The following is a 26,393-nucleotide window of genomic DNA, read 5'->3' on the forward strand; positions in this document are numbered from 1 at the left end:
CGCCCCGGCCCCGCGGCACCGACCCCGGCCGCCGCGGCACCCGCGGCTCCGGCTCCGGCCCCCGCCCGGCAGACGCCCTCGCGTCCGGCGGAGACCCCGGCTCCCGCGAGCCAGGCTCCGGCCGCCGCCGAGTCCCGTCCGGCCGCGTCGACCCCGTCGGCCCCGGCCGCCGCCCCGGCTCCGGCCGGTGGCTCGGCGAGCCCGGCCGCCCCGTCGGCCCCCTCCGCGGGCACCGACAAGGCGGCAGAGAAGCCCGCCTCCGACAACGCGGCGCCTCGTCCCGGCGGCCCGCGTCCGGGCATCCCGCGCCCCGGCAACAATCCCTTCGCCAGCCAGCAGGGAATGCAGCGCCCCGGCGCCCCGCGCCCCGGCAACAACCCCTTCGCGAGCCAGCAGGGCATGCAGCGCGGCGGCTCGGGCGGCGGCGCCGGCGGCGCGATCCCGCGTCCCGGTGCTCCTCGTCCCGGCGCCCCGCGTCCGGGCGCCCCTCGTCCCGGCGCTCCGCGTCCGGGTGGCTTCCAGCGCCCCGGTACCGGTGCGGGCTTCCGGCCCGGCGCCGCTCAGGGTGGCGGCGCTCGTCCGGCTCCGGGTTCGCCCGGCTTCCGTCCGGGCGGCGCGCCCGGTGGCTTCGCACCCCGTCCGGGTGCGGGCGGCCGTGGCCGTGGGCCCGGTGGTGGAACCGCCGGTGCGTTCGGCCGTGGTGGCGGAAAGAGCAAGGCACGCAAGTCGAAGCGGACGAAGAGGGCCGAGTTCGAGCTACGGGAAGCCCCGTCGCTCGGTGGCGTCAGCGTTCCCCGCGGCGACGGCAACACCGTCATCCGTCTGCGTCGCGGCGCGTCGATCACCGACTTCGCCGACAAGATCGACGCGAGCCCCGGCAACCTGGTGACCGTGCTGTTCCACCTCGGCGAGATGGCCACGGCGACCGAGTCGCTGGACGAGGCCACCTTCCAGGTGCTCGGCGAGGAGCTCGGCTACAAGATCATGGTCGTCTCCCCCGAGGAGGAGGACCGCGAGCTGCTCGAGGGCTTCGACATCGACCTCGACCAGGAGCTGGAAGACGAGACCGACGAAGACCTGGAGATCCGTCCCCCGGTCGTCACCGTCATGGGTCACGTCGACCACGGTAAGACGCGCCTTCTGGATGCGATCCGGAACGCGAACGTCGTCGCCGGCGAGGCGGGTGGCATCACCCAGCACATCGGTGCCTACCAGGTCGTCACCGAGCACGAGGGCATCGAGCGACCGATCACCTTCATCGACACCCCGGGTCACGAGGCGTTCACCGCCATGCGAGCCCGTGGTGCCCAGGTGACCGACATCGCCATCCTCGTGGTCGCGGCCGACGACGGCATCATGCCGCAGACGATCGAGGCGCTGAACCACGCCCAGGCGGCCAACGTGCCGATCGTGGTCGCGGTCAACAAGATCGACAAGCCCGACGCCAACCCGGCCAAGGTGCGCCAGCAGCTGACCGAGTACAACCTGGTCGCCGAGGAGTACGGCGGAGACGTCATGTTCGTCGACGTGTCGGCGCGCAACGACATCGGCATCCAGGACCTCCTGGACGCGGTGCTGCTGACCGCCGACGCCGGGCTCGACCTGCGGGCGAACCCCAACAAGGATGCTCGCGGTGTGGCCATCGAGGCCAAGCTCGACAAGGGCCGCGGCGCCGTCGCGACCGTGCTCATCCAGTCGGGGACACTGCGCGTCGGAGACGCGATCGTGGCCGGCACCGCCTACGGGCGAGTGCGGGCGATGGTCGACGAGAACGGCGAGACCGTCACCGAGGCCACGCCGTCGCGTCCGGTCCAGGTGCAGGGTCTGTCGACCGTGCCCCGCGCGGGCGACACCTTCCTCGTCACCGAGGAGGACCGCACCGCTCGTCAGATCGCCGAGAAGCGTGAAGCCGCCGAGCGCAACGCCTCGCTGGCCAAGGCCCGCAAGCGCATCTCGCTCGAGGACTTCACCCGTGCACTCGAAGAGGGCAAGGTCGAGGCGCTCAACCTCATCATCAAGGGTGACGTCTCCGGTGCCGTCGAGGCACTCGAGGAGTCGCTGCTCAAGATCGAGGTCGACGACAGCGTGCAGCTGCGGATCATCCACCGCGGTGTCGGTGCGGTCACGGAGTCGGACGTCAACCTGGCGACCGTCGACAACGCCATCATCATCGGGTTCAACGTGCGACCCGACACGAAGGCGCGCGAGCGTGCGGCCCGCGAGGGTGTGGACATCCGGTTCTACTCGGTCATCTACAACGCGCTCGACGACATCGAGTCCTCGCTCAAGGGCATGCTCAAGCCCGAGTTCGAAGAGGTGCAGTCGGGTGTGGCCGAGATCCGCGAGGTGTTCCGCTCCTCGAAGTTCGGCAACATCGCCGGTGTCATCGTCCGATCCGGGACGATCACCCGCAACGCGAAGGCTCGTGTCATCCGCGAGGGTGTCGTGGTGGGGGACAACCTCGCCATCGAGTCGCTGCGTCGCTTCAAGGACGACGTCACCGAGGTGCGGACGGACTTCGAGGCCGGTATCGGTCTCGGCAAGTTCAACGACATCCAGGTCGGCGACGAGATCGAGACGATCGAGATGAAGGAAAAGCCCCGGGTGTAACCCGTGGTCGGGCCCGTCGGGGTTCCGGTTCTCCCTCACCGCTTCGGTCGGGCATTCGCCCGAAGGCGCGGAGAGGGAGAACCGGAACCCCGCCGGGCCCTTACGATTTACACTCGCTGCTGAGAGAGAAGAGGAAAGATGGCTGATCCGGCTCGGGCCGCCAAGATGGCGGACCGCATCAAGGTGATCGTGGCCAAGCGACTGGAGAAGGGGATCAAGGATCCCCGGCTCGGGTTCGTGACCATTACCGACGTGCGCGTGACGGGCGACCTCCAGCACGCCTCGATCTTCTATACCGTCTACGGCGACGAGAAGGAGCGCGCCGACTCGGCCGCCGCCCTCAAGTCGGCCACCGGGATGCTGCGCAGCGAGGTCGGCAAGAACATCACGGCGCGGCTGACGCCGTCGCTGGAGTTCATCGCCGACGCGCTGCCGGAGAACGCGAAGGTGCTCGAGGATCTTCTCGCCGAGGCGAAGGCCCGCGACGCGCAGGTCGAGGGGCTCGCGAAGTCGGCGACCTACGCCGGCGAGGAGGACCCCTACGTCAAGCCGCGGGTCATCGACGACGAGGACGACGACAAGTAGTCAGTCACCACACCTCTGCCCTCTCCTTCCCCACTGGGGCTAGGGGAGGGCGAAGGTGTCGTCGGCGGGCGACGTGATGAGGCCGTCCGCGAGGAGGCCGGCGATGGCGCGGCCGTACTGGGCGGCGTCGGGCACCGCCGCCGCGAGCTGCGCCGCGGTCACCGGATGCGCCTGCGCCCGCAGGACGGCGAGGATCGCGCCGCGGGCCTGGCGGTCCGACCCCTCGTACTTCTTCTGCGGGGCCCGGCGGGGCACCTCGGTGGCGGGGTAGCCGGCGGCGCGCCAGGCGCAGCGGTCGGCCAGGGGGCAGAGGTCGCACTTCGGGGAACGGGCCGTGCAGACGAGGGCGCCGAGCTCCATCATCCCCGCGTTGAAGCGGGCGGCGTCGTCGTCGTCCTCGGGGAGGAGCGCGGTCATCGCCGGCAGGTCGCGCCTGGCGTTCGGCGCCGGCGCCTCGGGGAGGCCGTCGACCGCCCGGGCGATGACGCGTCGGATGTTGGTGTCGACCACCGGATGGCGGGAGCCGAACGCGAAGACCGCGACCGCGCGCGCCGTGTAGTCGCCGACGCCCGGCAGGGCCAGCAGGGCCTCGACGTCGTTCGGCACGACACCGCCGTGCCGCTCGGTGATCGCGACGGCGCAGGCGTGCAGGTTGAGCGCGCGGCGCGGGTAGCCGAGCGACCGCCAGGCGCGCACGGCCTCGCCCGCCGGCTCCGCCGCGAGGTCGGCCGGCGTGGGCCAGCGGGTGAGCCATTCGTCCAGGCGCGGGATCACCCGCACCACCGGGGTCTGCTGCAGCATGAACTCGCTGACCAGCGTGCCCCAGGCCGGGAATCCCGGGCGACGCCACGGCAGATCGCGGGCATGCCGGGCGAACCAGGCGACGACGGGACCGGAGAGATCGGGGTTCCCGGGCATCCGTCAACTGTAAGGGAATTAGACTTCGGACATGTCCATCCCCGCCACCCCCGCGAGCGACTTCGCCGACGCCCTCGTGGGCGAGATCCGGCACAACTACCGGGCCGGCCGCGTGATCGTCGCCGTCGACGGGGTGGAGGACACCGGGCCCTTCGCGGCGACGCTGGCCGAAGCCTTCCGCCGCGACGGCGTGCACACCGTGCAGGCCTCGCTGGAGGACTTCCAGCGGCCCCGGGATGCCCGTGACCTGCGCGGCGCCGGTTCGCCCGAGGGCTACTACTTCGACCGCTACGACATCTCGACCCTGAAGCGCGTGCTGATCGAGCCGTTCCGGCTCGCCGGGAGCACCGGCTTCCAGACCTCCTCCTTCGACGCCGCACGCGACCAGCCGGCCGAGTCGCGGTGGCTGACGGCGCCCGCGGACGCGGTGCTCGTGCTCGACGGCCCGTTCCTGCAGCGACCGGGCCTCCGCGGCCAGATCAACTTCACCGTCTACCTCGAGGGCTCGTCCTTCGGGCTGCCGGCAGAGTTGCGGGGCGCCGACGAGCTCTACCAGGCCGAGGCCGGGCCCCGGTTCGGGGCGAGCGCGATCGTCTCGGTGGCCGACCCCGAGCATCCGCGGCGCGTCTTCGCCGACTCCTGCTGACTGTTAGCGTTGCAGGCGTGAGAACTGCGTCGTCGTCCGAGAGCGGCATCCTGCTCGTCGACAAGCCGGACGGCTTGACCAGCCACGACGTCGTGGCCCGCACCCGCCGCCTCGCCGGCACGCGGAAGGTCGGCCACGCCGGCACCCTCGACCCGATGGCGACCGGGCTGCTGATCCTCGGCCTGAACAGCTCGACCCGCCTGCTCACCTACGTGGTCGGCCTCGACAAGGAGTACCTCGCGACCGTGCGACTGGGCTCCGCCACCACGACCGACGACGCCGAGGGCGAGACCACGACCACGGCCCCGGTCGGCGCCGTGGCGGCGCTCTGCGCCGATTCGTTGGGTGCCGGCTCGCTCAGTGCCGATTCGCTGGGTGCCGGTTCGCTGGGTGCCGGCTCCCTCGCCGCGGCCTTCGCGGAGCAGACCGGCACGATCACCCAGGTGCCGAGCAGCGTCAGCGCCATCAAGGTCGACGGCCAGCGCGCCTACGCCCGGGTGCGGGCGGGGGAGGACGTCGTGCTCGCGGGCCGCACCGTGACGATCTCCGAGATCGAGCTGCTGGGGGCGCCGCGCCCGGCGGTCGCCGAGGGCCGGGACGTGCTCGACGTCGACGTCCGGGTGGTCTGCTCCTCCGGCACCTACATCCGGGCGATCGCCCGCGACGTCGGATCGACCCTCGGCGTCGGTGGGCACCTGACCGCCCTCCGGCGCACCCGGATCGGGCCGTTCCCGGTCGAGGACGCGCCCACGCTCGAACTCCTGCAGGCCGGCGTCGAGAGCGGCGAGCCGCTGCCGCTCCTTCCGGCGGCCGAGGTGGCCCGCGCCCTCTTCCCCGTCGAGGAGGTCGACCGCGACCAGGCGCTCGCGCTCGGCCACGGCCAGCGCATCCCGCTCGACCGGCCGGACGGCGGCCCGGTCGCGGCCGTCACCGCCGACGGCCGGCTGCTCGGGCTGCTGGAGATCAAGGACGGCACCGCCAAGAGCATCGTCAATTTCCCGCCCGACGAGTACCAGACCGCCCCCGAGCCGGGAGACCCCGCATGATCGAGTGGTTCACCGTCGTGCAGGTCGTCGTCGCCGTGGCGGCGGGCCTGCTCTGCATCGTGCTCGGCCTCGCCGGGCGCCGGCCCACCGACCTCACGATGGGCGCCACGGCCCTGGTCGAGCTGCTGCTGCTCGCCCAGCTGGTGATCGCCATCGTCTCCCCGGCGGTCGGCAACCAGCCCAGCGGCAGCCTGCTCGAGTTCTACATCTACCTGATCTCGGCGGTGCTGCTGCCGGTCGCCGGCGGGTTCTGGGCCCTGATCGAACGCAGTCGCTGGAGCACGGTCGTGCTCGGGGCCGTCTGTCTCGCCGTCGCCGTGATGGTGTACCGGATGAACGTGATCTGGTTCGTGCAGGGAGCCTGAGCCGCCCGGTGGCGGCGGTGCCATAAACTCATACTGCCATGGCTCACGACACCCTCGCTCCTCCCGCTCGACGAACCCGAACCCGGGGGATCGGGGCGGTGCTGATCATCGTGTACGGCATCCTCGCCCTCGCGGCCACCGGTCGGTCGGTCTACGAGATCATCGCGAAGTTCGACCAGGCGCCCGTGGCCTACACGCTCTCGGCGGTGGCCGCGGTGGTCTACATCGTGGCCACGGTCGCCCTGATCGCACCGGGCCGGTTCTGGTACCGCCTCGCCTGGGGCACCATCTCGTTCGAGCTGCTCGGCGTGCTCACGGTCGGCACGCTCAGCATCTTCCTCCCCGAGTTGTTCGCGAAGGCCTCGGTCTGGTCGTGGTACGGCATGGGCTACCTCTTCATTCCGCTGGTGCTGCCCGTGCTCGGCATGCTGTGGCTGCGGCGGAACCGGTGAAGACCTACCTCGGCCTCGACGCGATCCCCGCCGACCTGGGGCCCTCCGCGGTCACCATCGGCAAGTTCGACGGCGTGCACACCGGCCACCTCGCCGTGATCGACGAGCTGAACCGGGTCTCGCGCGAGCGCGGCCTCACCTCGGTGGTGATCACCTTCGACCGCCATCCGCTCGCCCAGCTCAACCCCGCGGCGCGGCCGGACGAGCTGGTGAGCAACGAGCAGCGGCTCGAGCTCCTGGCCGCAGCCGGGGTCGACGTCACCATCCTGCTGCCCTTCGACGGCGCCCTCGCCGCCATGCCTCCCCGCGACTTCGTCGAGCGCGTGCTCGGCTCGGCGTGCCGGGCCCGCGTCGTGATGGTGGGGGAGGACTTCCGGTTCGGTGCGAAGGGGAGCGGCACCCTGCAGACCCTCCGCGAGCTCGCGCCGGAGTTCGGCTTCGAGGTCGACGAGATCGCCGAGGTCACCCCCGATGCGCACGAGAGCGGTCGGAAGGTCTCCTCGACCTGGATCCGCGAGCTGCTCGCGGAGGGTGACGTGACCCGCGCGGCCGCCCTCCTCGGCCGGGTGCCGAGCGTGCGGGGCGTCGTCGTGCACGGCGCCGCCCGCGGCCGCGAGCTCGGGTACCCGACCGCGAACCTCTCGGCGGAGTCGGAGGGGCTGATCCCGGCCGACGGCGTGTACGCGGGCTGGCTGACCGACGACGGCATCCGCTACCCGGCCGCCATCTCGGTCGGCAGCAATCCCACCTTCGAGGGCGTGCCGCCCAAGCAGGTCGAGGCCTACGTGCTCGACCGCGAGCTCGACCTCTACGATCATGTGGTGGAGATCGCGTTCGTGGCGCGCATCCGGGGCATGGTGCGGTTCACCGGCATCGAGCCGCTGATCGCCCAGATGGACGACGACGTCGATCGGGTGCGCGGGCTGCTCGCCGAGCGGTGAGCGCGATCACGAACACGACCACGAACACCGAGTAGCACCGGCACGCGCGACAAGCGCGCGCGACCGACGAGCACGACCAGAATCAGCCAGCAGTCACCGACCGGGGGAGCACCAGATGACCGAGCCGGCGACACCGCCCCGCCGAGCGCCGCTGTGGGCCGGGCGCACCCTGGCCCTGCTGGCCATCGTCTTCACGGCGCTCAACCTGCGCACGGCGGTCGCCGCGCTCTCGCCGATCTTCGAGCAGATGTCCTCGGACATCGCCCTCGGCAGCATCGGCATCGGTTTCCTCGGCACCCTGCCGCCCATCTGCTTCGCCGTGGCGGGCCTGTTCGCTCCGTTGCTGCACCGGCGCTTCGGGCTCGAGCCGGTGGTCGTGGGGGCGCTCCTGGCGGTCCTGGCGGGCCACCTCGTGCGGGCCGCCTCGGGCGACTACCTGGTGCTCGTGCTCGGCAGCACGCTCGCCTTCGCGGGCATGGGCGTGGCGAACGTGCTGCTGCCGCCGCTGGTCAAGAAGTACTTCCCCGACCGGATCGGTCTGGTCACCTCGCTGTACGCGACCGTGATGGCGATCGGTGCGACACTGCCGCCGCTGGTCGCCGTGCCGGTCGCCGAGGCCGCGGGCTGGCGCACCTCGGTGGGCCTCTGGTCGGTGTTCGCGGTGATCGCGCTCGTGCCGATGCTCTCGCTGGCCGTCGGCGCGCGCCGGGCGACGGGACGGGCCACGCGGGAGTCCACGTCGCAGTCCACGCCGGACTCGACGCGGCAGGACGCGCGCGGCGCGTCCCCCGCCACGGGCCGGCCGGACGAGGAGCCGCGTCCGGCGAGCTTCGGCCGGGTGCTGCGGTCGCCCATCGCCTGGTCGCTCATGCTCACCTTCGCGCTCACCACGATGAACGCCTACGCCATGTTCGCCTGGCTGCCGGAGATCGTGACCGACGTCGCCGGCACCTCACCGGCCGACGCGGGCGCCCTGCTCTCGCTGTTCTCGGTCGCCGGGCTCCCGGCCTCGCTGATCGTGCCGCTGCTGGCGGCGCGGATGCGGAACGTCTTCCCGCTGATCATCGCGGGCGTGGCCGCCTACCTGATCGGGTACGCCGGGCTCCTGGTCGTGCCGACCGCCGCGACCTGGCTCTGGGCGCTGCTGATCGGCTTCGGCCCGCTGATCTTCCCGCTCACCCTGGTGCTGATCAACCTCCGCACCCGCACCCACGACGGCTCGGTGGCCCTCAGCTCCTTCACGCAGAGCTTCGGCTACGCGTTCGGAGCCCTGGGGCCCCTGGTGGTCGGCATCCTGCACGACGCGACCGGGGGCTGGACCGTGCCGATCCTGTTCCTGATCGTCACCGCCGTCTCCCTGCTGATCACCGGTGCAGTCGTCTCCCGCCCGCGCATGCTCGAGGACCAGTGGCAGAATCGACAGATGCGCACCAACAGTTCGGAGAACCCGTGACGATAGACAGAGCGGTCAGCCCCGCCCAGCGAGCCCTCGAGGTGCTCGGCGACGACCTGACCGAATCCACCCTCAAGCGCTACCTCGACGGCATCCCCGGCGTCGACGCCGTGGGCCTGGAGCAGCGTGCCGCGGGCCTCGGCACCCGCTCGATCAAGACCACCTCGAAGGCCTGGGCGCTCGACCGCATCATCGAGCTGATCGACCTCACCACGCTCGAGGGCGCCGACACCCCCGGCAAGGTGCGCTCCCTGGTCGCCAAGGCGCTGGTTCCGGATGCGGGCGACCCGTCGACCCCGCGCGTCGCCGCCGTCTGCGTCTACGGCGACATGGTGCCGTACGCGGTCGAGGCCCTCGGCGCCGCCCACTCGGCCGGCACCGACGAGGGCGTGAACGTCGCCGCCGTCGCCACCGCGTTCCCCTCGGGTCGCGCCTCGCTCGCCGTCAAGCTCGCCGACACCGCCGACGCGGTCGCCGCCGGAGCGGACGAGATCGACATGGTGATCGACCGCGGAGCCTTCCTCTCCGGCCGCTACGGCCTCGTCTTCGACGAGATCGTGGCCGTCAAGGAGGCCTGCCGCCGGGCCGACGGGAGCTTCGCGCACCTCAAGGTCATCCTGGAGACCGGCGAGCTGAACACCTACGACAACGTCCGTCGTGCGTCGTGGCTCTCGATCCTCGCGGGCGGCGACTTCATCAAGACCTCCACCGGCAAGGTCTCGCCGGCGGCGACGCTGCCGGTGACCCTGCTCATGCTGGAGGTCGTGCGCGACTGGAACCGCCTGACCGGCGAGAAGATCGGGGTGAAGCCGGCCGGCGGCATCCGGTCGTCGAAAGACGCCATCAAGTACCTCGTCACCGTCGCCGAGACGGTCGGTGAGGAGTGGCTTCAGCCCCACCTGTTCCGCTTCGGCGCGTCGAGCCTGCTCAACGACGTGCTGCTCCAGCGCCAGAAGCTCCGCACCGGGCACTACTCCGGCGCCGACTACGTCACGATCGACTAGGACCCCCTGATGTCATTCCTCGAATACGCCCCCGCCCCCGAGTCGACGGCGATCCTCGACCTCAAGCCCGAGTACGGCCTGTTCATCGGCAACGAGTTCGTGCCCGGATCCGGAGACTCCTTCGTCACGATCTCGCCCGCCACCGAGAAGCCGATCGCGCGCATCGCGAACGGCGACGCCTCGGACGTCGACCGCGCGGTCGCCGCGGCCCGCACGGCCTACGAGAAGACCTGGTCGCGGATGTCGGGCCGCGATCGCGGCAAGTACCTGTTCCGGATCGCGCGACTGGTGCAGGAGCGCGCCCGCGAGCTCGCCGTCGCCGAGTCGCTGGACAACGGCAAGCCGATCAAGGAGAGCCGGGACGTGGACGTGCCGCTCGTCGCCGCCTGGTTCTTCTACTACGCCGGCTGGGCCGACAAGCTCGACCACGCCGGCCTCGGCGGAAACCCCCGCTCGCTCGGGGTCGCAGCCCAGGTCATCCCGTGGAACTTCCCGCTGCTGATGCTCGCCTGGAAGATCGCGCCCGCCCTCGCGGCCGGCAACACCGTGGTGCTGAAGCCCGCCGAGACCACCTCGCTGACCGCGCTGCTGTTCGCCGAGATCGTGCAGCAGGCCGACCTCCCCGCCGGAGTCGTCAACATCGTCACCGGCGCCGGGGAGACCGGACGCCTGCTGGTGAACCACCCCGACGTCAACAAGGTCGCATTCACGGGATCCACGGCCGTCGGCCGCGAGATCGCCCGCTCGACCGCGGGCACCGGGAAGAAGCTGACGCTCGAGCTCGGCGGCAAGGCGGCGAACATCGTGTTCGACGACGCGCCGATCGACCAGGCGATCGAGGGCATCGTCAACGGCATCTTCTTCAACCAGGGCCACGTCTGCTGCGCCGGATCCCGCCTGCTGGTGCAGGAGAGCATCCACGACGACGTCGTCGACCGGCTGAAGGCGCGACTGGAGACGCTCCGGGTCGGCGATCCGCTGGACAAGAACACCGACGTCGGAGCGATCAACAGCGCCGAGCAGCTCGCCCGCATCCGCGAGCTCTCCGAGATCGGCGAGGCCGAAGGGGCCGAGCGGTGGAGCCCGGCCTGCGACCTGCCCGAGAACGGCTTCTGGTTTGCGCCGACGATCTTCACGAACGTGTCGACCAGTCACCGGATCGCGCGCGAGGAGATCTTCGGCCCGGTGCTGTCGGTACTGAGCTTCCGCACCCCGGCCGAGGCGATCGCCAAGGCCAACAACACCCCGTACGGCCTGTCGGCCGGTATCTGGAGCGACAAGGGCAGCCGCATCCTCGCGGTCGCCGACAAGCTGCGGGCCGGTGTGATCTGGGCCAACACCTTCAACCGCTTCGACCCCGCGAGCCCGTTCGGCGGCTACAAGGAGTCCGGCTACGGCCGCGAAGGCGGCCGCCACGGTCTGGCCGCGTATCTCAAGGAGGGGCTCAAGTGAGCAACCACGTCAAGGTTCCGAAGACCTACAAGCTGTTCGTGAACGGCGCCTTCCCGCGCAGCGAGTCCGGGCGGGTCTACGAGGTCGCCACGCCCAAGGGCGAGTTCCTCGCGAACGCCGCCAAGGCCTCGCGGAAGGATGCGCGCGACGCGATCGTCGCCGCCCGCGCCGCGGTCTCCGGCTGGTCGGGTGCGACCGCGTACAACCGCGGGCAGGTGCTCTACCGCGTCGCCGAGGTGCTCGAGGGCCGCCGCGCCCAGTTCGAGGACGAGATCGTGCGACTGCAGGGCGTCTCCTCCTCGGCCGCGCGCGACCAGGTCGACGAGGCGATCGACCGCTGGGTCTGGTACGCGGGATGGGCCGACAAGTTCGCCCAGGTCGCGGGCAACGCCAACCCGGTCTCCGGCCCTTACTTCAACCTCAGCGTGCCCGAGCCGACCGGGGTCGTGGCGATCGTGGCTCCGGAGGACTCGGCCCTCGTCGGGCTGGTCAGTGCGATCGCGCCGGCCCTCGTCTCCGGCAACACGGTCGTCGTGGTCGCGAGCGAGGCCTACCCGCTCTCGGCGATCACCCTCGCCGAGGTGCTGGCCACCAGCGACCTGCCCAAGGGCGTCGTCAACGTGCTCACCGGGTCGCCGGCCGAGATCGCGCCGTGGCTGGCCAGTCACGCCGACGTCAACGCGCTCGACCTGGTGGGCGCCGGAGCGCTCGAGTGGATCGATCTGGAGATCGCGGCCGCCGAGACGCTGAAGCGGGTGCTGCCGCCGGAGGACGGGGTGGATGCGGCCGCGCCGTCGTTGCGGCGGATCACGGCGTTCACGGAGGTCAAGACTGTGTGGCACACGAAGAGCTTGATCTGAGTTAGGCCGGCTGTTTTTTTGCCGCGCCGCCGCCTCTGCGGCGCGGGCGACGTGTTCGGGTGCGGTCAAGCGGCGCGGCCTTCGGTCGTGCCGCTTGGCCGCGCCCTCACCTTGGGGTGGGATTCGTAGGGCCTGTTGCGATGTGGCGCTGGAGTTGTGGGTAGGTTTTGCTGCGCGGTTTTCTGGGTGGCTGGGAGTCGCTCTGGGAAGGGAGCGGGTGTCGGGGGTGCGGGCTAGCTTGAAGAGATGAGCGACACGCGCAGGGCACTGGTGACGGGAGCGACCGGGTACATCGGCGGGCGGCTGGTGCCGCGGCTGCTGGCCGCGGGGTTCACGGTGCGGGTGCTGGTGCGCAACCCCGACAAGCTCCGCGACGTGCCCTGGGCCGGCGACGTCGAGATCGTACAGGGCGACCTGGGTGACCCCGAGGGTCTGGTGAAGGCCTGCGCCGACGTCGACGTCTTCTACTACCTCGTGCACTCCATGGGCGGCAAGAAGAAGAACTTCGAAGAGGTCGAGAAGGAATCGGCCGAGAACGTCGCCGTGGCCGCCGCCGCCGCGGGCGTGAAGCGGATCGTCTACCTCGGCGGCCTGCATCCCCTCACCGGCGAGCTGTCGCCGCACCTCCGCTCGCGGGTCGAGGTCGGCCGCATCCTGCTCGAGTCCGGTGTGCCCACGGCGGCGCTCCAGGCCGGCGTCGTCATCGGCTCCGGTTCGACGTCGTTCGAGATGATCCGGCACCTGACCGACGTGCTTCCCTACATGCCCGCCCCCAAGTGGGTGCGCAACTTCATCCAGCCCATCGCCGTGCGCGACGTGCTCTACTACCTGCTGAAGAGCGCCGACCTGCCCGAAGACGTCAACCGCACCTTCGACATCGGCGGCCCCGACCGCCTCCGCTACGGCCAGATGATGAACGGCTACGCCGTCGAGGCGGGGCTGAAGCAGCGCCCGATCGCGCAGCTGCCGGTGCTCACCCCCTGGCTCGCCTCGCAGTGGGTCAACCTCGTCACCCCGATCCCGCGCAGCCTCGCCATCCCGATCATCGCCTCGTTGCAGTTCGACTGCGTCACGCACGAGCACGACATCCGCAGCTACATCCCCGATCCGGAGGGCGGCCTCACCTCCTACCGCCGGGCCGTGCGGCTGGCTCTGGAGAAGGAGAAGGCCGGCGAGGTCGAGACGAGCTGGCAGGACGCCTTCGTCGAGGGCGCCGCGAGCGACCCGCTGCCGAGCGACCCCGACTGGGCCGGTCACACCGTGTTCACCGACGTGAAGCAGCGCACCACCAAGGCGGCCCCGGCCGCGGTGTGGCGGGTCGTCGAGGGGATCGGCGGTCAGAACGGCTGGTACTCCTTCCCGCTCGCCTGGGCGGTGCGTGGGCTGATGGACAAAGCGGTCGGCGGGGTGGGGCTCCGCCGGGGCCGCCGCAGCGCCACCCGCCTCAACACCGGCGACGCCCTCGACTTCTGGCGGGTCGAGGAGATCGATCGCGGCTCGTTCCTGCGACTGCGCGCCGAGATGAAGGTCCCCGGCCGCGCCTGGCTCGAGATGCGGGTCGCCCCGACCGACGACGGAGGCTCGGTCTACGACCAGCGGGCCGTCTTCTTCCCCCGCGGACTCAGCGGGCGACTCTACTGGTTCGCCATCCTGCCCTTCCACGGCGCCATCTTCAACGGCATGGCGAACCGCATCACGGCGACGGCGCTGGCGGCGGGCGCCGAGGCCTGATTGGCGCTCCCGGCCGAACCCGGGGAGACTGGAGTGCACCGAACGTCAGAGGAGGCATTCATGTCCGGCAAGCCGAAGACAGTGTTCGTGGGAGACAGTCTCACGGAGGGCGGACGATGGCAGGAGTGGTTCCCCGAGCTCGAGGCCTTCAACCTGGGCGTCGGCGGTGACACCACCGACGGCCTGATCGAGCGGATCGACGAGGTCGCCGCGCTCGACCCCGACACGGTCGTGCTGCTGATCGGCACCAACGACGTCGCCAATCGCCGCGCGGTCGAGCACGTCGTGCGCGGTATCGAGACCGTGCTGGTGAACCTCAGGTCGGCGATGCCGGATGCGCGCATCCTGGTGCAGTCGGTGCTGCCGCGCGGCGCCGAGTACGCCGAGTTCGTCAAGGAGATCAACCGCCACGTCTGGCAGTTCGCCGCGACCGTGCGCGCGCACTACCTCGACCTGTGGCCCGTGATGGCCCGGGAGGACGGCGAGCTCCGCCCCGAGTACACCGAAGACCGCCTGCACCTCAACGAGGCCGGCTACGAGGCCTGGCTCTCCGAGCTTGTGCCCGCGCTCGAGCGGGTGCACGACCTGCCGCCGTCGTCGCGGCCGATCCGGCTGCCCGAACTCGGCAGCGTCGACTAGGAGCTCCGGTTAGAGCCGGCGACCGGAGCAGGTGATCAGAGCCGGTACTAGAGCCGGCCGATCAGCCCCTCGTAGAACCGGATGCCGGTGAACCAGGTCGCGACCCGGATCCGCTCGTCCTTCGCGTGCAGGGTGCCCCGCTCCTCGCCCGACATCTCGAACGGGCTGAACCGGTAGACCGTGCGGCTCGCGCGCGTGAAGCGCCGCGAGTCGGTGGCGCCGGTCTGCACGTAGGGCGTGACGATCGCGTCCGGGTAGGTCGCCGAGATCGCGGCCGCGAGGAGATCCCAGACCGGCCCCTCCATATCCGAGACCGGCGAGGGCTCGTCGGCGCTCAGGATCTCGACCGCCACGAGCGGGTCGGCGATCGCCCGCTCGAGGTGCCGCCGGGTCTCGTCGACCGAGGAGCCGATCGCGATCCGCACGTTCACGACCGCCTGGGCCCGTTCGGCCAGGGCGTTGGCGGCGAGGCTCCCGGAGAGCTGGGTGACCGCCATCGTGGTGCGGACCATCGCGGCGGTGTCGACGCCGAGCCGCTGGAACGCCGCGACGATGAGCGGCCGGAACAGACCCACCCGGGTGAAGACGAAGCGCAGCGGATCGCGACCGGCCGCACCGACGGTCGCGATCATCCGCGCCGTCACCTCGTTCAGCCCCGACGGGAACGGATGCCGGGACAGGCGCACGATGGCCCGGGCCAGTCGATCGGTCGCCGGGTCACGCGGGGGAGTCGAGGCGTGCCCGCCGTTCTGCCGCACGGTCAGCGTGAAGTTCGAGGTGCCCTTCTCGGAGACGCCGACGACCGCGATCGGGCGCTCGACGGTGGGGAAGACCTGCTCGACCACGGCGCCGCCCTCGTCGAGCACGAGACCGATGCGCACGCCGCGAGCCTCGAGCAGTCGGGCCGCGGCCTCGGCACCGGTGCCCTCGGTCTCCTCGTCGTGGCCGAAGAAGAGGTAGACGTCTGCGGCCGGCCGCACCCCCGCGAGCACCGAGCGTTCCACGGCCTCCAGGAGGGCGACGCCGGAGCCTTTGTTGTCGAGCGTGCCGCGGCCCCAGAGCAGCCGTTCCGCTCCGCTGCCGGTGACGACGGCCTCGAACGGCGGATGCTGCCAGCCCTCGTCGGTCGCGGGCACGACGTCGTAGTGCGCCATCAGGACGGTGGCGGGCGGAGGGGATGCCGGGGGAGCATCGCCCGAGGCCGTGCCGGCCGTCGAAGCTGTGTTGGCCGTCGAATCCGTACCCGCCTCGTGCCCCGATCCGGATCCGGACCCCGATCCGGACCCAGCCCAGCGATACAGCAGCGACCCGCCCGGGAGCACCTCCCGCTCGAGCGCGCCGTGGACCGCCGGGTACAAGCGCTCGAGCGCATCCCGGTATGCGGCGAAGGCGGCCCCGTCGACCCGGGCCGCATCCGGAAGCGACATGGTCGGGATGCGCAGCAACGTTCGGAAGCGCTCCAGCGCCTCGTCGTCGACCTCGGCCCCGGTCATGCGACCTCCCGCTCGATCCGCGCGCCCACGCCCTCGGGCGGTCGGCCCCCGGAGGTCGTCACGGCGATCGCCGCACACCGCACCCCCTGGTGGCCGGCCCGGGTCAGTCGCTCCGGGGTCGCCGCGGCGCTCGTGACCGGCCCGCCGGCGAGCAGCGACGCCAGGAATCCGGCGCTGAACGCGTCGCCGGCGCCGGTGGTGTCAATCGGGTCGACGGGGAGCGCGGGAACCTCGACCGGGCCGTGGTGCCGGGTCGCGGCGAGCACCCCGCGACGGCCCCGGGTGAGGGCGACGATCTCGTAGTGCGCGAGCAGGGCCTCCAGCACCGCCCGCTCGTCGTCGAGACCGGTGAGGGCGCGGCCCTCATCGAGGTTGGGGAGGAAGACGGTCGCGCCCGCGGTGCCCGCGAGCACGCTGGTCGCACCGTGGTCGGCGATGAACCCGGCCGAGCCGGGATTGACGGAGACGGTCGCCCCCGCATCCCGCGCCGCCTGGATCAACCGCGCGAACGCGGCCAGGCGGGAGTCGTTCGTGTCGCTGAACAGGGAGTAGCCGGTGAAGTGCAGGAGCGCGCCCGGCCCGAGCAGGCCCGCGTCGACGTCGGCCGGACCCACCAGGGCGTTGGAGCCCCGCTCGGTCAGCATGGTGCGGGTGCGGTCGGCCTCGAGGATGACCACGATCGTGCCGGTGGGCAGCTCGGGGTCCTCCTCCAGGTGGGCGGTGACCCCGGAGCGGCGGAGCACCTCGCCGTGCAGGCCGCGGGTGCCGCGGCCCACCCGCCCGAAGAAGTCGGTGGGGAGGCCGAGCTCGCCGAACCAGGCGGCGGCGTTCGCGGCCGAGCCGCCCGCGCGCCGTTCGATCCGGGCCGTGGTGTCGGTGTCCGGGCGGATGCCGGTGGCCGGGGTGACGATGATGTCCTCGATCACGTCGCCGAAGACGACGACCCGGCCCGCGCCCGTCACACTCAGTCCTCGGGCTGTGCGGTCAGACCGCTCCAGGCGATCGCGATCTCGGCCGCGAGCCGCACGTTGTTGCGGGCGATGTCGAGGTTCACCTCGAGGCTCCGGCCCTCGGACGCGTCGACGATGTAGCCGAGGAGGAAGGGTGTGACCGCCTTGCCGGAGACCCCCGCCTGCTCCGCGGCCGCGAAGGCCGTCGCGAGCACGCGGTCGTGCTCCTCCGGATCCCACTGCTGCTCGGCCGGGAGCGGGTTCGCGACGACGATGCCCTGACCGTCGCCCAACTCGTCCTGCGCCTGCATGACCCGGGCGATCTCGACCGCGTCGTCGACCTGCCAGTCGATCCGGTACCCGGACTCGCGGAGCCAGAAGCTCGGGAAGTCGGTGGTGCGATAGCCGACGACCGGCACGCTCAGGGTCTCGAGGCGCTCGAGGGTGCCGGGGATGTCGAGCACGCTCTTGACGCCCGCCGAGACCACGGTGACGCCGGCCCGGGCGAGCGTGCTGAGGTCGGCCGACTCGTCGAACGACTCCGAGGCGCCGCGGTGCACGCCGCCGAGGCCTCCGGTCGCGAAGACCCGCAGGCCCGCGCGGCCGGCGAGATAGGCGGTCGCGGCCACGGTCGTCGCGCCGCTCGCCTTCTTCGCGGCGAGGATCGGCAGGTCGCGCACGCTGGCCTTCGTCAGGTCCTCGAACGCGATCCGGCGGACGCCCTCCTCGTCGAGACCGATCCGGGGCACGCCGTCGAGCACGGCGATGGTCGCCGGGGTGACGCCGGCGGAGCGGAGGATCTCCTCGAACTCCTGGGCGGCCTCGTGGTTGCGGGGTCGGGGGAGCCCGTGCGAGATGATGGTCGACTCGAGGGCGACGACGGGGCGGCCGGCGCGCAGCGCCTCGGCCACCTCGTCGGAGACGAGGAAGGGTGAAGCCACGGTGGGGCCTTTCTAGTGCAGTCGCGCCTTGAGCGCGGCGACGGGGTCGGTCGAGGTCAGGATGCCCGGACCGAAGCGGAGCATAGTGATCGTGTGCGAGACCGGCCCGGTGCCGGCGCTCAGACGGGTGGCGACGGTCGCGCGCTCCCAGATCAGGATGGCCTCCTGGGCGAGCTGCACCGTGAGGCCGAGTGGCTGGGTGTTGCCGGACCGCACGTCGGGAAGCGAGTAGCCGCCGAGGGCGGCGAGCGTCGAATAGACCTCGGAGACGTCCTTCTGGGGCAGCGGCACCGCTCCCTGACCGGTGAAGACCGCGACCAGCAGACGGGCGGCGAGCTCCTCGGGATCAGCGGTCCACAACCCTTCCGGACCGGCGAACAGGGGTGACGTGGAAGCCGAGGGGATCGTCATGGATTCACCCTACCGAGCCGCGCGTAGGATTGGCGAGACATGAGCAACCGACAGGCCGTACCGGCTTTCACCCGCCCCGCACTCGCCCCCGGACTCCTCGGAGCGATCGCCCTGATGGCCTTCATCGCCGTCGTCGACACCGACTGGTTCACGATCGCGCGGTACGTCGTGAGCATCCTCGCGTTGATCATCTGCGTGTTCGCCGGGCAGGCCAAGCAATGGTGGTGGCTGCCTCCGCTCCTGGCGGTGGCGGTGCTCTGGAACCCGGTGCTCCCCTTCGACCTGCCGCTGGTCGCCTGGTACATCGCCCACGTGGTCGGCGCCATCGTGTTCGTGGCGAGTGGCCTCCTGATCAAGGTGCATCGCGTAGACTAGTCGCACCGCGGGTGAACCGCTCTTCGCGCCGACCGTGACTCCCGTCACGTTGCTCAGGTGCCCAGGCCTCCCGTGGTTTCCGCAGACTCCCCAGGAGAACGATGTCAAGGTCCGGCACCCGCCGAACGCGCACGGCAGACAACACCGGTCTGATCCCCATCCTCGCCCGCAAGGTGCGCGAGGTCGAAGCGGCCGCCCAGCGCGGCAAGGTCGCACCCGCCAACCGCACGAAGTTCCTCGTGGTGGCGCTGCTGATGCGTGAGGAGCGCGCCTCGATCAAGGCCGACGAGGCGCTCAGCGACTCCGAGCGTGCCGAGCAGCTGAAGCGGCTCGACGGCATCGCCTCGATCCTCGCCCGCACCGCGGCGCGCGACACCTCGCTGATCGCGCTGCTGGAGAACGACGCGGCCATCTCGCCCGCCGCCCGCAAGATGAAGCGCGAATACCTGGAGGACGCCGGGTACGACGTGCCCGACGAGGAGCCCGAGCTTCCGACCCCCTCGGCCACCGTCGTGCCGCCCGAGCTCGCCGAGCGGCAGGTCGTGCCGACCTCGGTCAAGTCGCGTCAGCTCGCGAACCCCTTCATGGCCCCCGACCTCACCCCGGCGAAGCCGCACGGCGTGGGCCGGCTGTCGAACTGGGAGCTGCTCGGCCCCCTCTACCGTGCCTTCGAGTACGGCGCAGGCGGCCGGGCGGCCAGCATGGAGCTGCCCGAGGCTCCGACGATCGACCGGCTCTCGCCCGCCGGGCACGAGCTGATGGTGCACCAGTCGCGGTTCCTGCAGTCGGTGCAGGCCGGCCACCGCACCTTCCTGCTGGCCGACGAACCCGGCCTCGGCAAGACCGCGCAGTCGCTGCTGGCCGCATCCGTCGCCGACGCCTACCCGCTGCTGGCCGTGGTGCCCAACGTGGTCAAGATGAACTGGGCCCGCGAGGTCGAGATCTGGACCCCGCACCGCCGCGCCACCGTCGTCAACGGCGACGGCGAGAACCTCGACGCCTTCGCCGACGTCGTGGTCGTCAACTACGAGGTGCTCGACCGGCACCTCTCCTGGCTCGGAACCATGGGCTTCCGCGGCATGGTCGTCGACGAGGCCCACTTCATCAAGAACATGTCGTCGCTGCGCTCGCGCAACGTGCTGGCGCTGGCCGACCGCATCCGTCACACCGCACCCGGCGGCAACCCGCTGATGATGGCGCTGACCGGTACCCCGCTGATCAACGACGTCGACGACTTCCGGGCCATCTGGCAGTTCCTCGGCTGGATCGACGGCACCAAGCCCACCCCCGTGCTGATGGAACGACTCGAGGAGGTCGGGCTCACCCCGGCTGACACCGGCTTCTTCGCCGAGGCCCGCGAGGCCGTCATCGACATGGGCATCGTGCGCCGTCGCAAGATCGACGTCGCCGCCGACCTTCCCGCCAAGCGCATCGTCGACCTGCCCGTCGAGCTCGACGACGACCTGGGCCGCTCCATCCGCGAGGCCGAGCGCGAGCTCGGCGCCCGACTGGTCACCCGCTACCGCCGGCTGGTCGCCGCCCGGGCGAACGCGCGCGGCGACGACGCCGACGAGCTGCCGGACGACGACCTCATGCGACTGGTCGCCCGCCAGGAGCTGGAAGACACCAAGACCACCGAAGACGGCCTGAACGTCTTCACCATGGTGCGCCGCATCGGCACCGCGAAGGCCGGGCTCGCCGCCGACTACACCGCCCAGCTCGCCCGCTCGGTGGGCAAGGTCGTGTTCTTCGCCAAGCACATCGACGTGATGGATGCGGCGGAGGATCTCTTCGCCCGCCGCGAGCTCAAGACCGTCTCCATCCGCGGCGACCAGTCGGCGACGCTGCGCCAGCGCGAGATCGACGCCTTCAACAACGATCCCGATGTGTCGGTCGCGGTCTGCTCGCTCACCGCGGCGGGCGTCGGCCTCAACCTCCAGGCCGCCTCGAACGTCGTGCTGGCCGAGCTGTCGTGGACGGCGGCCGAGCAGACCCAGGCCATCGACCGGGTGCACCGGATCGGGCAGGAGGAGCCGGTGACGGCGTGGCGGATCATCGCAGCGCAGACCATCGACACCCGCATCGCCGAGCTGATCGACTCGAAGCAGGGGCTCGCGGCGCGGGCGCTGGACGGGTCGGACGTCGAGGTCGGGTCGTCGGATTCGGTGCAGCTCGACGCTCTCGTCGGTCTTCTGCGGACGGCGCTCGAGGGCTAATTCGGGCTCGGGCTCGGGCCCCGGCTTCGGCCGAGAACCGGGGTTTCCGGTCCGAGCCATCTCCGGCGTTCGCTGCGCGACCGCTGCCAGACCCAGCCAATGGCTCGGACCGGAAACCCCGGTCCTCGGCCGGAGCCTCCGTTTCGGGTCAGTCGGCCTTGTTCAGGACGTCGAGGGTCCAGGCGTACTCGTCGGCGACCTCGTGCCAGCGGGCGTAGCGGCCCGAGACACCACCGTGGCCGGCGGTCATCTCCGTCTTCAGCAGCACGGGGGCGTCGACGTCTCTGAGGCGGGCGGTCCACTTCGCCGGCTCGACGTAGAGCACCCTCGTGTCGTTCAGCGACGTGACGGCGAGGATGCGCGGGTAGGGCTGGTCGGTGACGTTCTCGTACGGCGAGTACGACTTCATGTAGGCGTAGACCTCGGGATCGTGCAGCGGGTCGCCCCACTCGTCCCACTCGATCACCGTCAGCGGGAGCGACGGGTCGAGGATCGAGGTCAGCGCATCCACGAACGGCACCTGGGCCAGGATGCCGGCGAACAGGTGCGGGGCCAGGTTCGCGACGGCCCCCATCAGAAGGCCTCCCGCGCTGCCGCCCTGGGCGACGAGCTGCCCGGGCGTCGTCAGGCCCCGGGCGATCACGTGCTCGGCGCAGGCGACGAAGTCGGTGAAGGTGGTGCGCTTGGCGAGGGTCTTGCCCTCCTCGTACCAGTGCCGGCCGAGCTCGCCGCCGCCACGGACATGGGCGATCGCGAAGACGACCCCGCGCTCCAGCAGCGAGAGCCGGGGCACCGAGAAGCCGGGATCGATCGAGGCCTCGTACGAGCCGTAGCCGTAGAGCACGAACGGCGCGGGATCCCCGGACTCCAGCACGTCCTTCCGCCCGACGATCGAGATCGGCACGCGGGTGCCGTCGGGGGCCGTCGCCCACTCGCGGCGCTCGGCGTAAGCCGCGGGGTCGTAGTCGCCGAGCACCCGCTGCTGCTTGAGCAGCGTCGAGCTACCGGCCGCCACGTCGTAGTCGAAGACCGAGGACGGCGTCACGAACGAGGTGAACCCGTACCGGATGGTGGGCTGCTCCCACTCCGGGTTGCCCGAGGTGCCGACCGAGAACAGCGGCTCGTCGAACTGCAGCTCGGTGAAGGCCGACCCGTCGATCGTCGTGCTCTCCGGGTCGAGGCGCAGCACGGCCAGGCGGGTCAGGCCGTCGCGCCGGTAGTCGACCGTGAGGTGCCCGGCGAAGGCGTCGACGTCCTCCAGGCGCACCGCGGGGTCGTGGGGGAGGACGGTGCTCCAGCGCGACCGGTCGACCGGGTCGGCCGCATCCACCGCGATCAGCTCGAAGTTGAGGGCGCCGTCGTTGTGCAGCACCAGCAGCTTGTCCTCACCGCCCACGACGGCGTGCTCGACCGAGTACTCCACGCCCTCGCGCCGCGGCCAGACGAGCGTGAAGGCGGCGTCCGCATCCGTCGTGTCCAGCAGCCACACCTCGGAGGTGATCTTCGAGCCGACCGCGATCTCGAGGTACTTCTTGCTCCGGGTCAGGCCGACGCCCACCCAGTAGCGCTCGTCGGGCTCCACGAAGACGGTCTCGTCGGCCTCCGCGGCCGTGCCGAGGCGATGGCGCCAGATCGTGTCCGGCCGCCAGGCGTCGTCGACCGTCGGGTAGTAGACGCTCCGGCCGTCGCCGGAGAAGACCGCTCCCGGGAAGGTGCCGGTGACCTCGTCGGCGAGATCCTCGCCGGTCGCGAGATCTCGGATGCGCAGGGTGTACCGCTCGTCGCCGACCGTGTCGACGGCGTAGGCCAGCAGCGAGCCGTCGGGGCTGATGTCGAAGGAGCCCAGCGAGTAGAACTCGTGGCCCTCGGCCTCGGCGTTGTCGTCGAGCACCAGCTGCTCGCCCTCGACCGGGACGCCCGGTTCGAGCAGCGGCGGGGTCCAGTCGTCGGGGCCGCTGATCGGAGCGCGGCAGTGCCGGCCGTACTGCGAGCCCTCGGCGGTGCGGGTGTAGTACCAGTAGCCGCCCTCGCGGACCGGCACGGAGAGGTCGGTCTCCTGCGTGCGCGACTTGATCTCGTCGAACAGCCGCTGCCGCAGGGGCGCCAGGTGCGCCGTCTCGGCCTCGGTGTAGGCGTTCTCGGCCTCGAGGTAGGCGATCACCTCGGGGTCGCCCTTGTCGCGCAGCCACTCGTAGGGATCGACGACGACGTCACCGTGGTGGACGCGTTCGAAGGGGACCTTCCGGGCACGGGGAGCGGGAGCAGAAGCCATGCCTCCAGCGTAGGACGCCGGTCGAGTTGACCTCGACCGGAGCGGGTGCGAGTATCGTCACGGCCGGTCGGCCACCCGACGCGCGTGAACATCCCGTGAACATCCGGAACGCGCGCCGAACCCGTGACGCAGTCTGGAGAACGCAGCCGGTGGACCCCGTTCTCATCGTCGTCCTGGTCATCGCCCTGGCCCTGTTCTTCGACTTCACCAACGGGTTCCACGACACCGCCAACGCGATGGCGACCCCCATCGCGACGGGTGCGCTGAAGCCCAAGGTCGCCGTGGCCCTCGCCGCCGGCCTCAACCTGGTCGGCGCGTTCCTCAGCACCGAGGTGGCCAAGACCATCTCGGGCGGCCTGATCCGAGAGGGCGACGGCGGGGTGCAGATCCTGCCCGAGATGATCTTCGCCGGGCTGATCGGCGCGATCGTCTGGAACCTGGTGACCTGGCTCTACGGCCTGCCCTCCAGCTCCTCCCACGCCCTGTTCGGCGGGCTGATCGGTGCGGCCGTGGTCGGCGCCGGCTTCGGGGTCGTCGACTACTCGGTGCTGGTCAGCAAGGTCGTGCTGCCGGCCCTGGTGGCTCCGGTCGTCGCCGGGCTCGTCGCCTTCGTGGCGACCCGCCTCGCCTACGCCATCACCCGGATGCCCGCCTCCAGCTCGCAGTCCGGCGTGCGCGGGCGGTTCCGCTACGGCCAGATCTTCTCCTCCTCGCTCGTGGCGCTGGCCCACGGCACCAACGACGCGCAGAAGACCATGGGCGTGATCACGCTCACCTTCATCGCCGCGGGCATCCAGAGCTCGGGCAGCGGGCCGGAGCTCTGGGTCATCGTCGCCTGCGCCCTCGCGATCGCGCTCGGCACTTACATGGGCGGCTGGCGGATCATCCGCACCCTCGGGGCCGGCCTCACCGAGGTCAAGCCGGCGCAGGGCTTCGCGGCCGAGACCAGCACCGCCGCCACGATCCTCGCCTCGAGCCACCTCGGCTTCGCCCTCTCGACCACGCAGGTCGCCTCCGGCTCGGTGATCGGGTCGGGTCTGGGGCGGAGGGGCGCGTCCGTCCGCTGGCGCACCGCGGGGCGGATCGCGCTCGGCTGGGCGATGACGCTCCCCGCCTCGGCGATCGTCGGCGCCCTGGCCGCGCTGATCGCCCGGATCGGCCCGGTGGGCATCCTGATCGACCTGATCGTCGGCCTCGGCGTGATCGTCACGATCTTCCTGCTCTCCCGGCGCAATCGCGTCGACTCGAACAACGCCATCAGCGAGGTCGACGCGGCCGGCGGCGCCGTGCGGAGCCCGAAGGCCACGCGCCGCAAGCGGAAGGCGACCTCATGATCGACTGGGGCGCGTTCGTCGTCGTCGCACTGGCCTCGCTCGTGGCGACCGCCGTGGTGGTGAGCCTGTACTCGTTCGGGCTGCGCTTCCACGGTCTGACCCGGCCCGATCCGCAGAGCGGCGAGCCGGTGCGGCCCAGCTACGCCACGGTGCTCGCCTTCACCTGCTTCGCCCTGAGCACCTGCGCCGTGCTCTACGGGATCTACCTGATCGTGCCTTTCCTGCACGGCTGAGCACTCCTACGATGTGGTCATGACGCTCGAGTCGCCCACCGTTCCCAGCAGTCCCGTCGTGCCGGTGCTCCGCGCCGCGTTCGACTCCGGCCTCACCTGCTCGCTGCGCTGGCGCACCCAGCAGCTCCAGGCCCTGAGACGGATGCTCGTGGAGCGTTCGGCGGAGTTCGAGGACGCCCTGTTCGCCGACCTCGGCAAGAACCCGGCCGAGGCGCAGCTGACCGAGATCGGCATCGTGCTCTCCGAGATCGAGTACACCCTGGCGCACCTGAAGACCTGGCTCCGGCCCCGCCGGGTGCGGGTGCCGCTCGCCATCGCCCCCGCGACCGCGTCGACGATGCTCGAGCCGCTCGGCGTCGTGCTGGTGATCGCGCCGTGGAACTACCCGCTGCAACTGCTGCTCGCCCCGGTCGCCGGCGCCCTCGCCGCCGGCAACGCGGTGCTGCTGAAGCCCAGCGAGCTGGCCCCGGCGACCTCGGCGCTGATGGCCGAGCTCGTGCCGCAGTACCTCGACAGCCGTGCTGTGACCGTGGTGGAGGGTGGCGTGGAGATCACGACCGAGCTGCTCGCCGAGAAGTTCGACCACATCTTCTACACCGGCAACGGCACCGTGGGCCGGATCGTCATGACCGCGGCGGCCAAGCACCTCACCCCGGTCACGCTCGAGCTCGGCGGCAAGTCGCCGGTCTACGTCGACGACACGGTCGACCTCGCCACGACGGCCCGCCGGATCGCCTGGGGCAAGTTCATGAACGCCGGTCAGACCTGCGTGGCGCCGGACTACCTGCTCGCCACCCGCGCGGTCGCCGACGCGCTGGTGCCCCACCTGGTCGATGCGATCGCCGAGCTCTACGACGGCGACCCGCGGTCGAGCTCGAGCTACGGCCGGATCGTCAACGACAAGCAGTTCAGCCGGCTCAGCGGGCTCCTCGAGGGCCAGACGGTGCTCACCGGTGGCCGCGCCGACGAGCGCACGCGCTACCTCGCGCCGACCATCCTCGCCGACGTCGACCGTGACGCGCCGGTGATGCAGCAGGAGATCTTCGGTCCGCTGCTGCCGATCGTGCACGTGACGGGCCTCGACGACGCGATCGGGTTCATCCGCTCGGGCGATAAGCCGTTGGCGCTGTACGCGTTCACGAACTCGAAGACCACGGCCCGGCGCATCTTGACCGAGACCTCGTCGGGGGCGGTCGGCTTCGGCGTGCCCGTCGCCCACCTCAGCGTGCCCGGACTGCCCTTCGGCGGCGTGGGCGAGAGCGGGATGGGCAACTACCACGGGCGGCGCAGCATCGAGACCTTCAGCCACGAGAAGTCGGTGCTGACCAAGCGTCTGGTGCCCGACACGCTGAAGCTCGTGTACCCGCCCTTCACCGAGAAGAAGGACGGCTTCATCCGGGGTCTGCTCCGAAGGCTGAGCTGAGCGGTAGAGTCGTTGCCGTCCAGCCACAAGCGACACGACACAG

At 71.2% G+C, this 26,393-nt stretch carries 24 protein-coding genes; 18 read left to right on the plus strand and 6 right to left on the minus strand.

The window, feature by feature from the left end:
- On the plus strand, nt 1-2,610 hold a 2,610-nt coding region (infB, locus tag AC59HU_RS00005), incomplete at its 5' end, for a translation initiation factor IF-2 (protein WP_497221267.1).
- Between the two features lie 138 nt (nt 2,611-2,748).
- A complete protein-coding gene (gene rbfA / locus AC59HU_RS00010; protein ID WP_497221268.1) occupies nt 2,749-3,195 on the plus strand; it encodes a 30S ribosome-binding factor RbfA in 447 nt (148 codons plus the stop codon).
- 39 nt (nt 3,196-3,234) lie between these two features.
- Here rbfA and AC59HU_RS00015 read toward each other — a convergent pair whose 3' ends face one another.
- Entirely contained in the window at nt 3,235-4,113 is an 879-nt protein-coding gene (locus AC59HU_RS00015; RefSeq protein WP_497221269.1) for an iron-sulfur binding domain-containing protein, read from the minus strand.
- 31 nt (nt 4,114-4,144) lie between these two features.
- Between AC59HU_RS00015 and AC59HU_RS00020 the strand changes: the two genes are divergently transcribed.
- The 11 genes from AC59HU_RS00020 to AC59HU_RS00070 all read left to right on the plus strand — a co-directional run bounded on the left by AC59HU_RS00020 (nt 4,145) and on the right by AC59HU_RS00070 (nt 14,702).
- A complete protein-coding gene (locus AC59HU_RS00020) occupies nt 4,145-4,759 on the plus strand; it encodes a nucleoside/nucleotide kinase family protein (protein WP_497221270.1) in 615 nt (204 codons plus the stop codon).
- 17 nt (nt 4,760-4,776) lie between these two features.
- Nucleotides 4,777-5,805: a tRNA pseudouridine synthase B gene (locus tag AC59HU_RS00025; protein WP_497221271.1), complete on the plus strand. Its 1,029-nt coding sequence runs from the start codon at nt 4,777-4,779 to the stop codon at nt 5,803-5,805.
- Nucleotides 5,802-6,170: a hypothetical protein gene (locus tag AC59HU_RS00030; protein ID WP_497221272.1), complete on the plus strand. Its 369-nt coding sequence runs from the start codon at nt 5,802-5,804 to the stop codon at nt 6,168-6,170. Before AC59HU_RS00025 ends, AC59HU_RS00030 begins: the two co-directional genes overlap by 4 nt.
- A gap of 38 nt (nt 6,171-6,208) precedes the next feature.
- Entirely contained in the window at nt 6,209-6,622 is a 414-nt protein-coding gene (locus AC59HU_RS00035) for a hypothetical protein (protein WP_497221273.1), read from the plus strand.
- Entirely contained in the window at nt 6,619-7,563 is a 945-nt protein-coding gene (locus AC59HU_RS00040) for a bifunctional riboflavin kinase/FAD synthetase (protein WP_497221274.1), read from the plus strand. The genes AC59HU_RS00035 and AC59HU_RS00040 overlap by 4 nt, the downstream gene beginning before the upstream one ends.
- A gap of 115 nt (nt 7,564-7,678) precedes the next feature.
- Nucleotides 7,679-9,016, plus strand: a complete 1,338-nt coding sequence (locus tag AC59HU_RS00045; RefSeq protein WP_497221275.1) for a CynX/NimT family MFS transporter — start codon at nt 7,679-7,681, stop codon at nt 9,014-9,016.
- A complete protein-coding gene (gene deoC, locus AC59HU_RS00050; protein ID WP_497221276.1) occupies nt 9,013-10,020 on the plus strand; it encodes a deoxyribose-phosphate aldolase in 1,008 nt (335 codons plus the stop codon). Before AC59HU_RS00045 ends, deoC begins: the two co-directional genes overlap by 4 nt.
- A gap of 9 nt (nt 10,021-10,029) precedes the next feature.
- The gene (locus AC59HU_RS00055) at nt 10,030-11,472 is read left to right on the plus strand and encodes an aldehyde dehydrogenase family protein (protein ID WP_497221277.1); all 1,443 of its coding nucleotides are present in this window, start codon (nt 10,030-10,032) and stop codon (nt 11,470-11,472) included.
- Nucleotides 11,469-12,332 carry an aldehyde dehydrogenase family protein gene (locus tag AC59HU_RS00060; RefSeq protein WP_497221278.1) on the plus strand — a complete coding sequence of 288 codons (864 nt, stop codon included), beginning with the start codon at nt 11,469-11,471 and terminating at the stop codon, nt 12,330-12,332. The genes AC59HU_RS00055 and AC59HU_RS00060 overlap by 4 nt, the downstream gene beginning before the upstream one ends.
- A 246-nt stretch (nt 12,333-12,578) precedes the next feature.
- Nucleotides 12,579-14,063: an SDR family oxidoreductase gene (locus tag AC59HU_RS00065; protein WP_497221279.1), complete on the plus strand. Its 1,485-nt coding sequence runs from the start codon at nt 12,579-12,581 to the stop codon at nt 14,061-14,063.
- A gap of 87 nt (nt 14,064-14,150) precedes the next feature.
- The gene (locus AC59HU_RS00070; RefSeq protein WP_497221280.1) at nt 14,151-14,702 is read left to right on the plus strand and encodes a GDSL-type esterase/lipase family protein; all 552 of its coding nucleotides are present in this window, start codon (nt 14,151-14,153) and stop codon (nt 14,700-14,702) included.
- A 47-nt stretch (nt 14,703-14,749) separates the two neighbouring features.
- On the opposite strand, the gene AC59HU_RS00075 is transcribed toward AC59HU_RS00070, so the two are convergent.
- Genes AC59HU_RS00075 through AC59HU_RS00090 form a run of 4 tightly spaced genes read right to left on the minus strand, consistent with a single transcriptional unit; the run spans nt 14,750 to nt 18,497 of the window.
- Nucleotides 14,750-16,195 carry a M20/M25/M40 family metallo-hydrolase gene (locus AC59HU_RS00075; RefSeq protein WP_497221281.1) on the minus strand — a complete coding sequence of 482 codons (1,446 nt, stop codon included), beginning with the start codon at nt 16,193-16,195 and terminating at the stop codon, nt 14,750-14,752.
- The gene (locus tag AC59HU_RS00080; protein WP_497221282.1) at nt 16,192-17,157 is read right to left on the minus strand and encodes a carbohydrate kinase family protein; all 966 of its coding nucleotides are present in this window, start codon (nt 17,155-17,157) and stop codon (nt 16,192-16,194) included. The genes AC59HU_RS00075 and AC59HU_RS00080 overlap by 4 nt, the downstream gene beginning before the upstream one ends.
- Nucleotides 17,158-17,159: 2 nt before the next feature.
- The gene (locus tag AC59HU_RS00085) at nt 17,160-18,086 is read right to left on the minus strand and encodes a pseudouridine-5'-phosphate glycosidase (RefSeq protein WP_497221283.1); all 927 of its coding nucleotides are present in this window, start codon (nt 18,084-18,086) and stop codon (nt 17,160-17,162) included.
- A 12-nt stretch (nt 18,087-18,098) separates the two neighbouring features.
- The gene (locus tag AC59HU_RS00090) at nt 18,099-18,497 is read right to left on the minus strand and encodes a hypothetical protein (RefSeq protein WP_497221284.1); all 399 of its coding nucleotides are present in this window, start codon (nt 18,495-18,497) and stop codon (nt 18,099-18,101) included.
- Between the two features lie 39 nt (nt 18,498-18,536).
- Here AC59HU_RS00090 and AC59HU_RS00095 point away from each other — a divergent pair, with 39 nt between their 5' ends.
- Nucleotides 18,537-18,872, plus strand: coding sequence for a DUF6804 family protein (locus tag AC59HU_RS00095; RefSeq protein ID WP_497221285.1), 336 nt, complete (start codon nt 18,537-18,539; stop codon nt 18,870-18,872).
- 101 nt (nt 18,873-18,973) lie between these two features.
- Nucleotides 18,974-21,088, plus strand: coding sequence for a DEAD/DEAH box helicase (locus AC59HU_RS00100; RefSeq protein WP_497221286.1), 2,115 nt, complete (start codon nt 18,974-18,976; stop codon nt 21,086-21,088).
- A gap of 148 nt (nt 21,089-21,236) precedes the next feature.
- Here the strand turns inward: AC59HU_RS00100 and AC59HU_RS00105 are convergent, their stop codons facing one another.
- Nucleotides 21,237-23,360: a S9 family peptidase gene (locus tag AC59HU_RS00105; protein WP_497221287.1), complete on the minus strand. Its 2,124-nt coding sequence runs from the start codon at nt 23,358-23,360 to the stop codon at nt 21,237-21,239.
- Between the two features lie 149 nt (nt 23,361-23,509).
- Between AC59HU_RS00105 and AC59HU_RS00110 the strand changes: the two genes are divergently transcribed.
- Genes AC59HU_RS00110 through AC59HU_RS00120 form a run of 3 tightly spaced genes read left to right on the plus strand, consistent with a single transcriptional unit; the run spans nt 23,510 to nt 26,350 of the window.
- The gene (locus tag AC59HU_RS00110) at nt 23,510-24,694 is read left to right on the plus strand and encodes an inorganic phosphate transporter (RefSeq protein ID WP_497221288.1); all 1,185 of its coding nucleotides are present in this window, start codon (nt 23,510-23,512) and stop codon (nt 24,692-24,694) included.
- Entirely contained in the window at nt 24,691-24,927 is a 237-nt protein-coding gene (locus AC59HU_RS00115) for a hypothetical protein (protein ID WP_497221289.1), read from the plus strand. The genes AC59HU_RS00110 and AC59HU_RS00115 overlap by 4 nt, the downstream gene beginning before the upstream one ends.
- A gap of 19 nt (nt 24,928-24,946) precedes the next feature.
- On the plus strand, nt 24,947-26,350 hold the full coding sequence (locus AC59HU_RS00120; RefSeq protein WP_497221290.1) for an aldehyde dehydrogenase family protein: 1,404 nt from the start codon (nt 24,947-24,949) through the stop codon (nt 26,348-26,350).
- Nucleotides 26,351-26,393: the final 43 nt, after the last annotated feature.

Source organism: Herbiconiux sp. 320_LB (genome assembly GCF_059691755.1).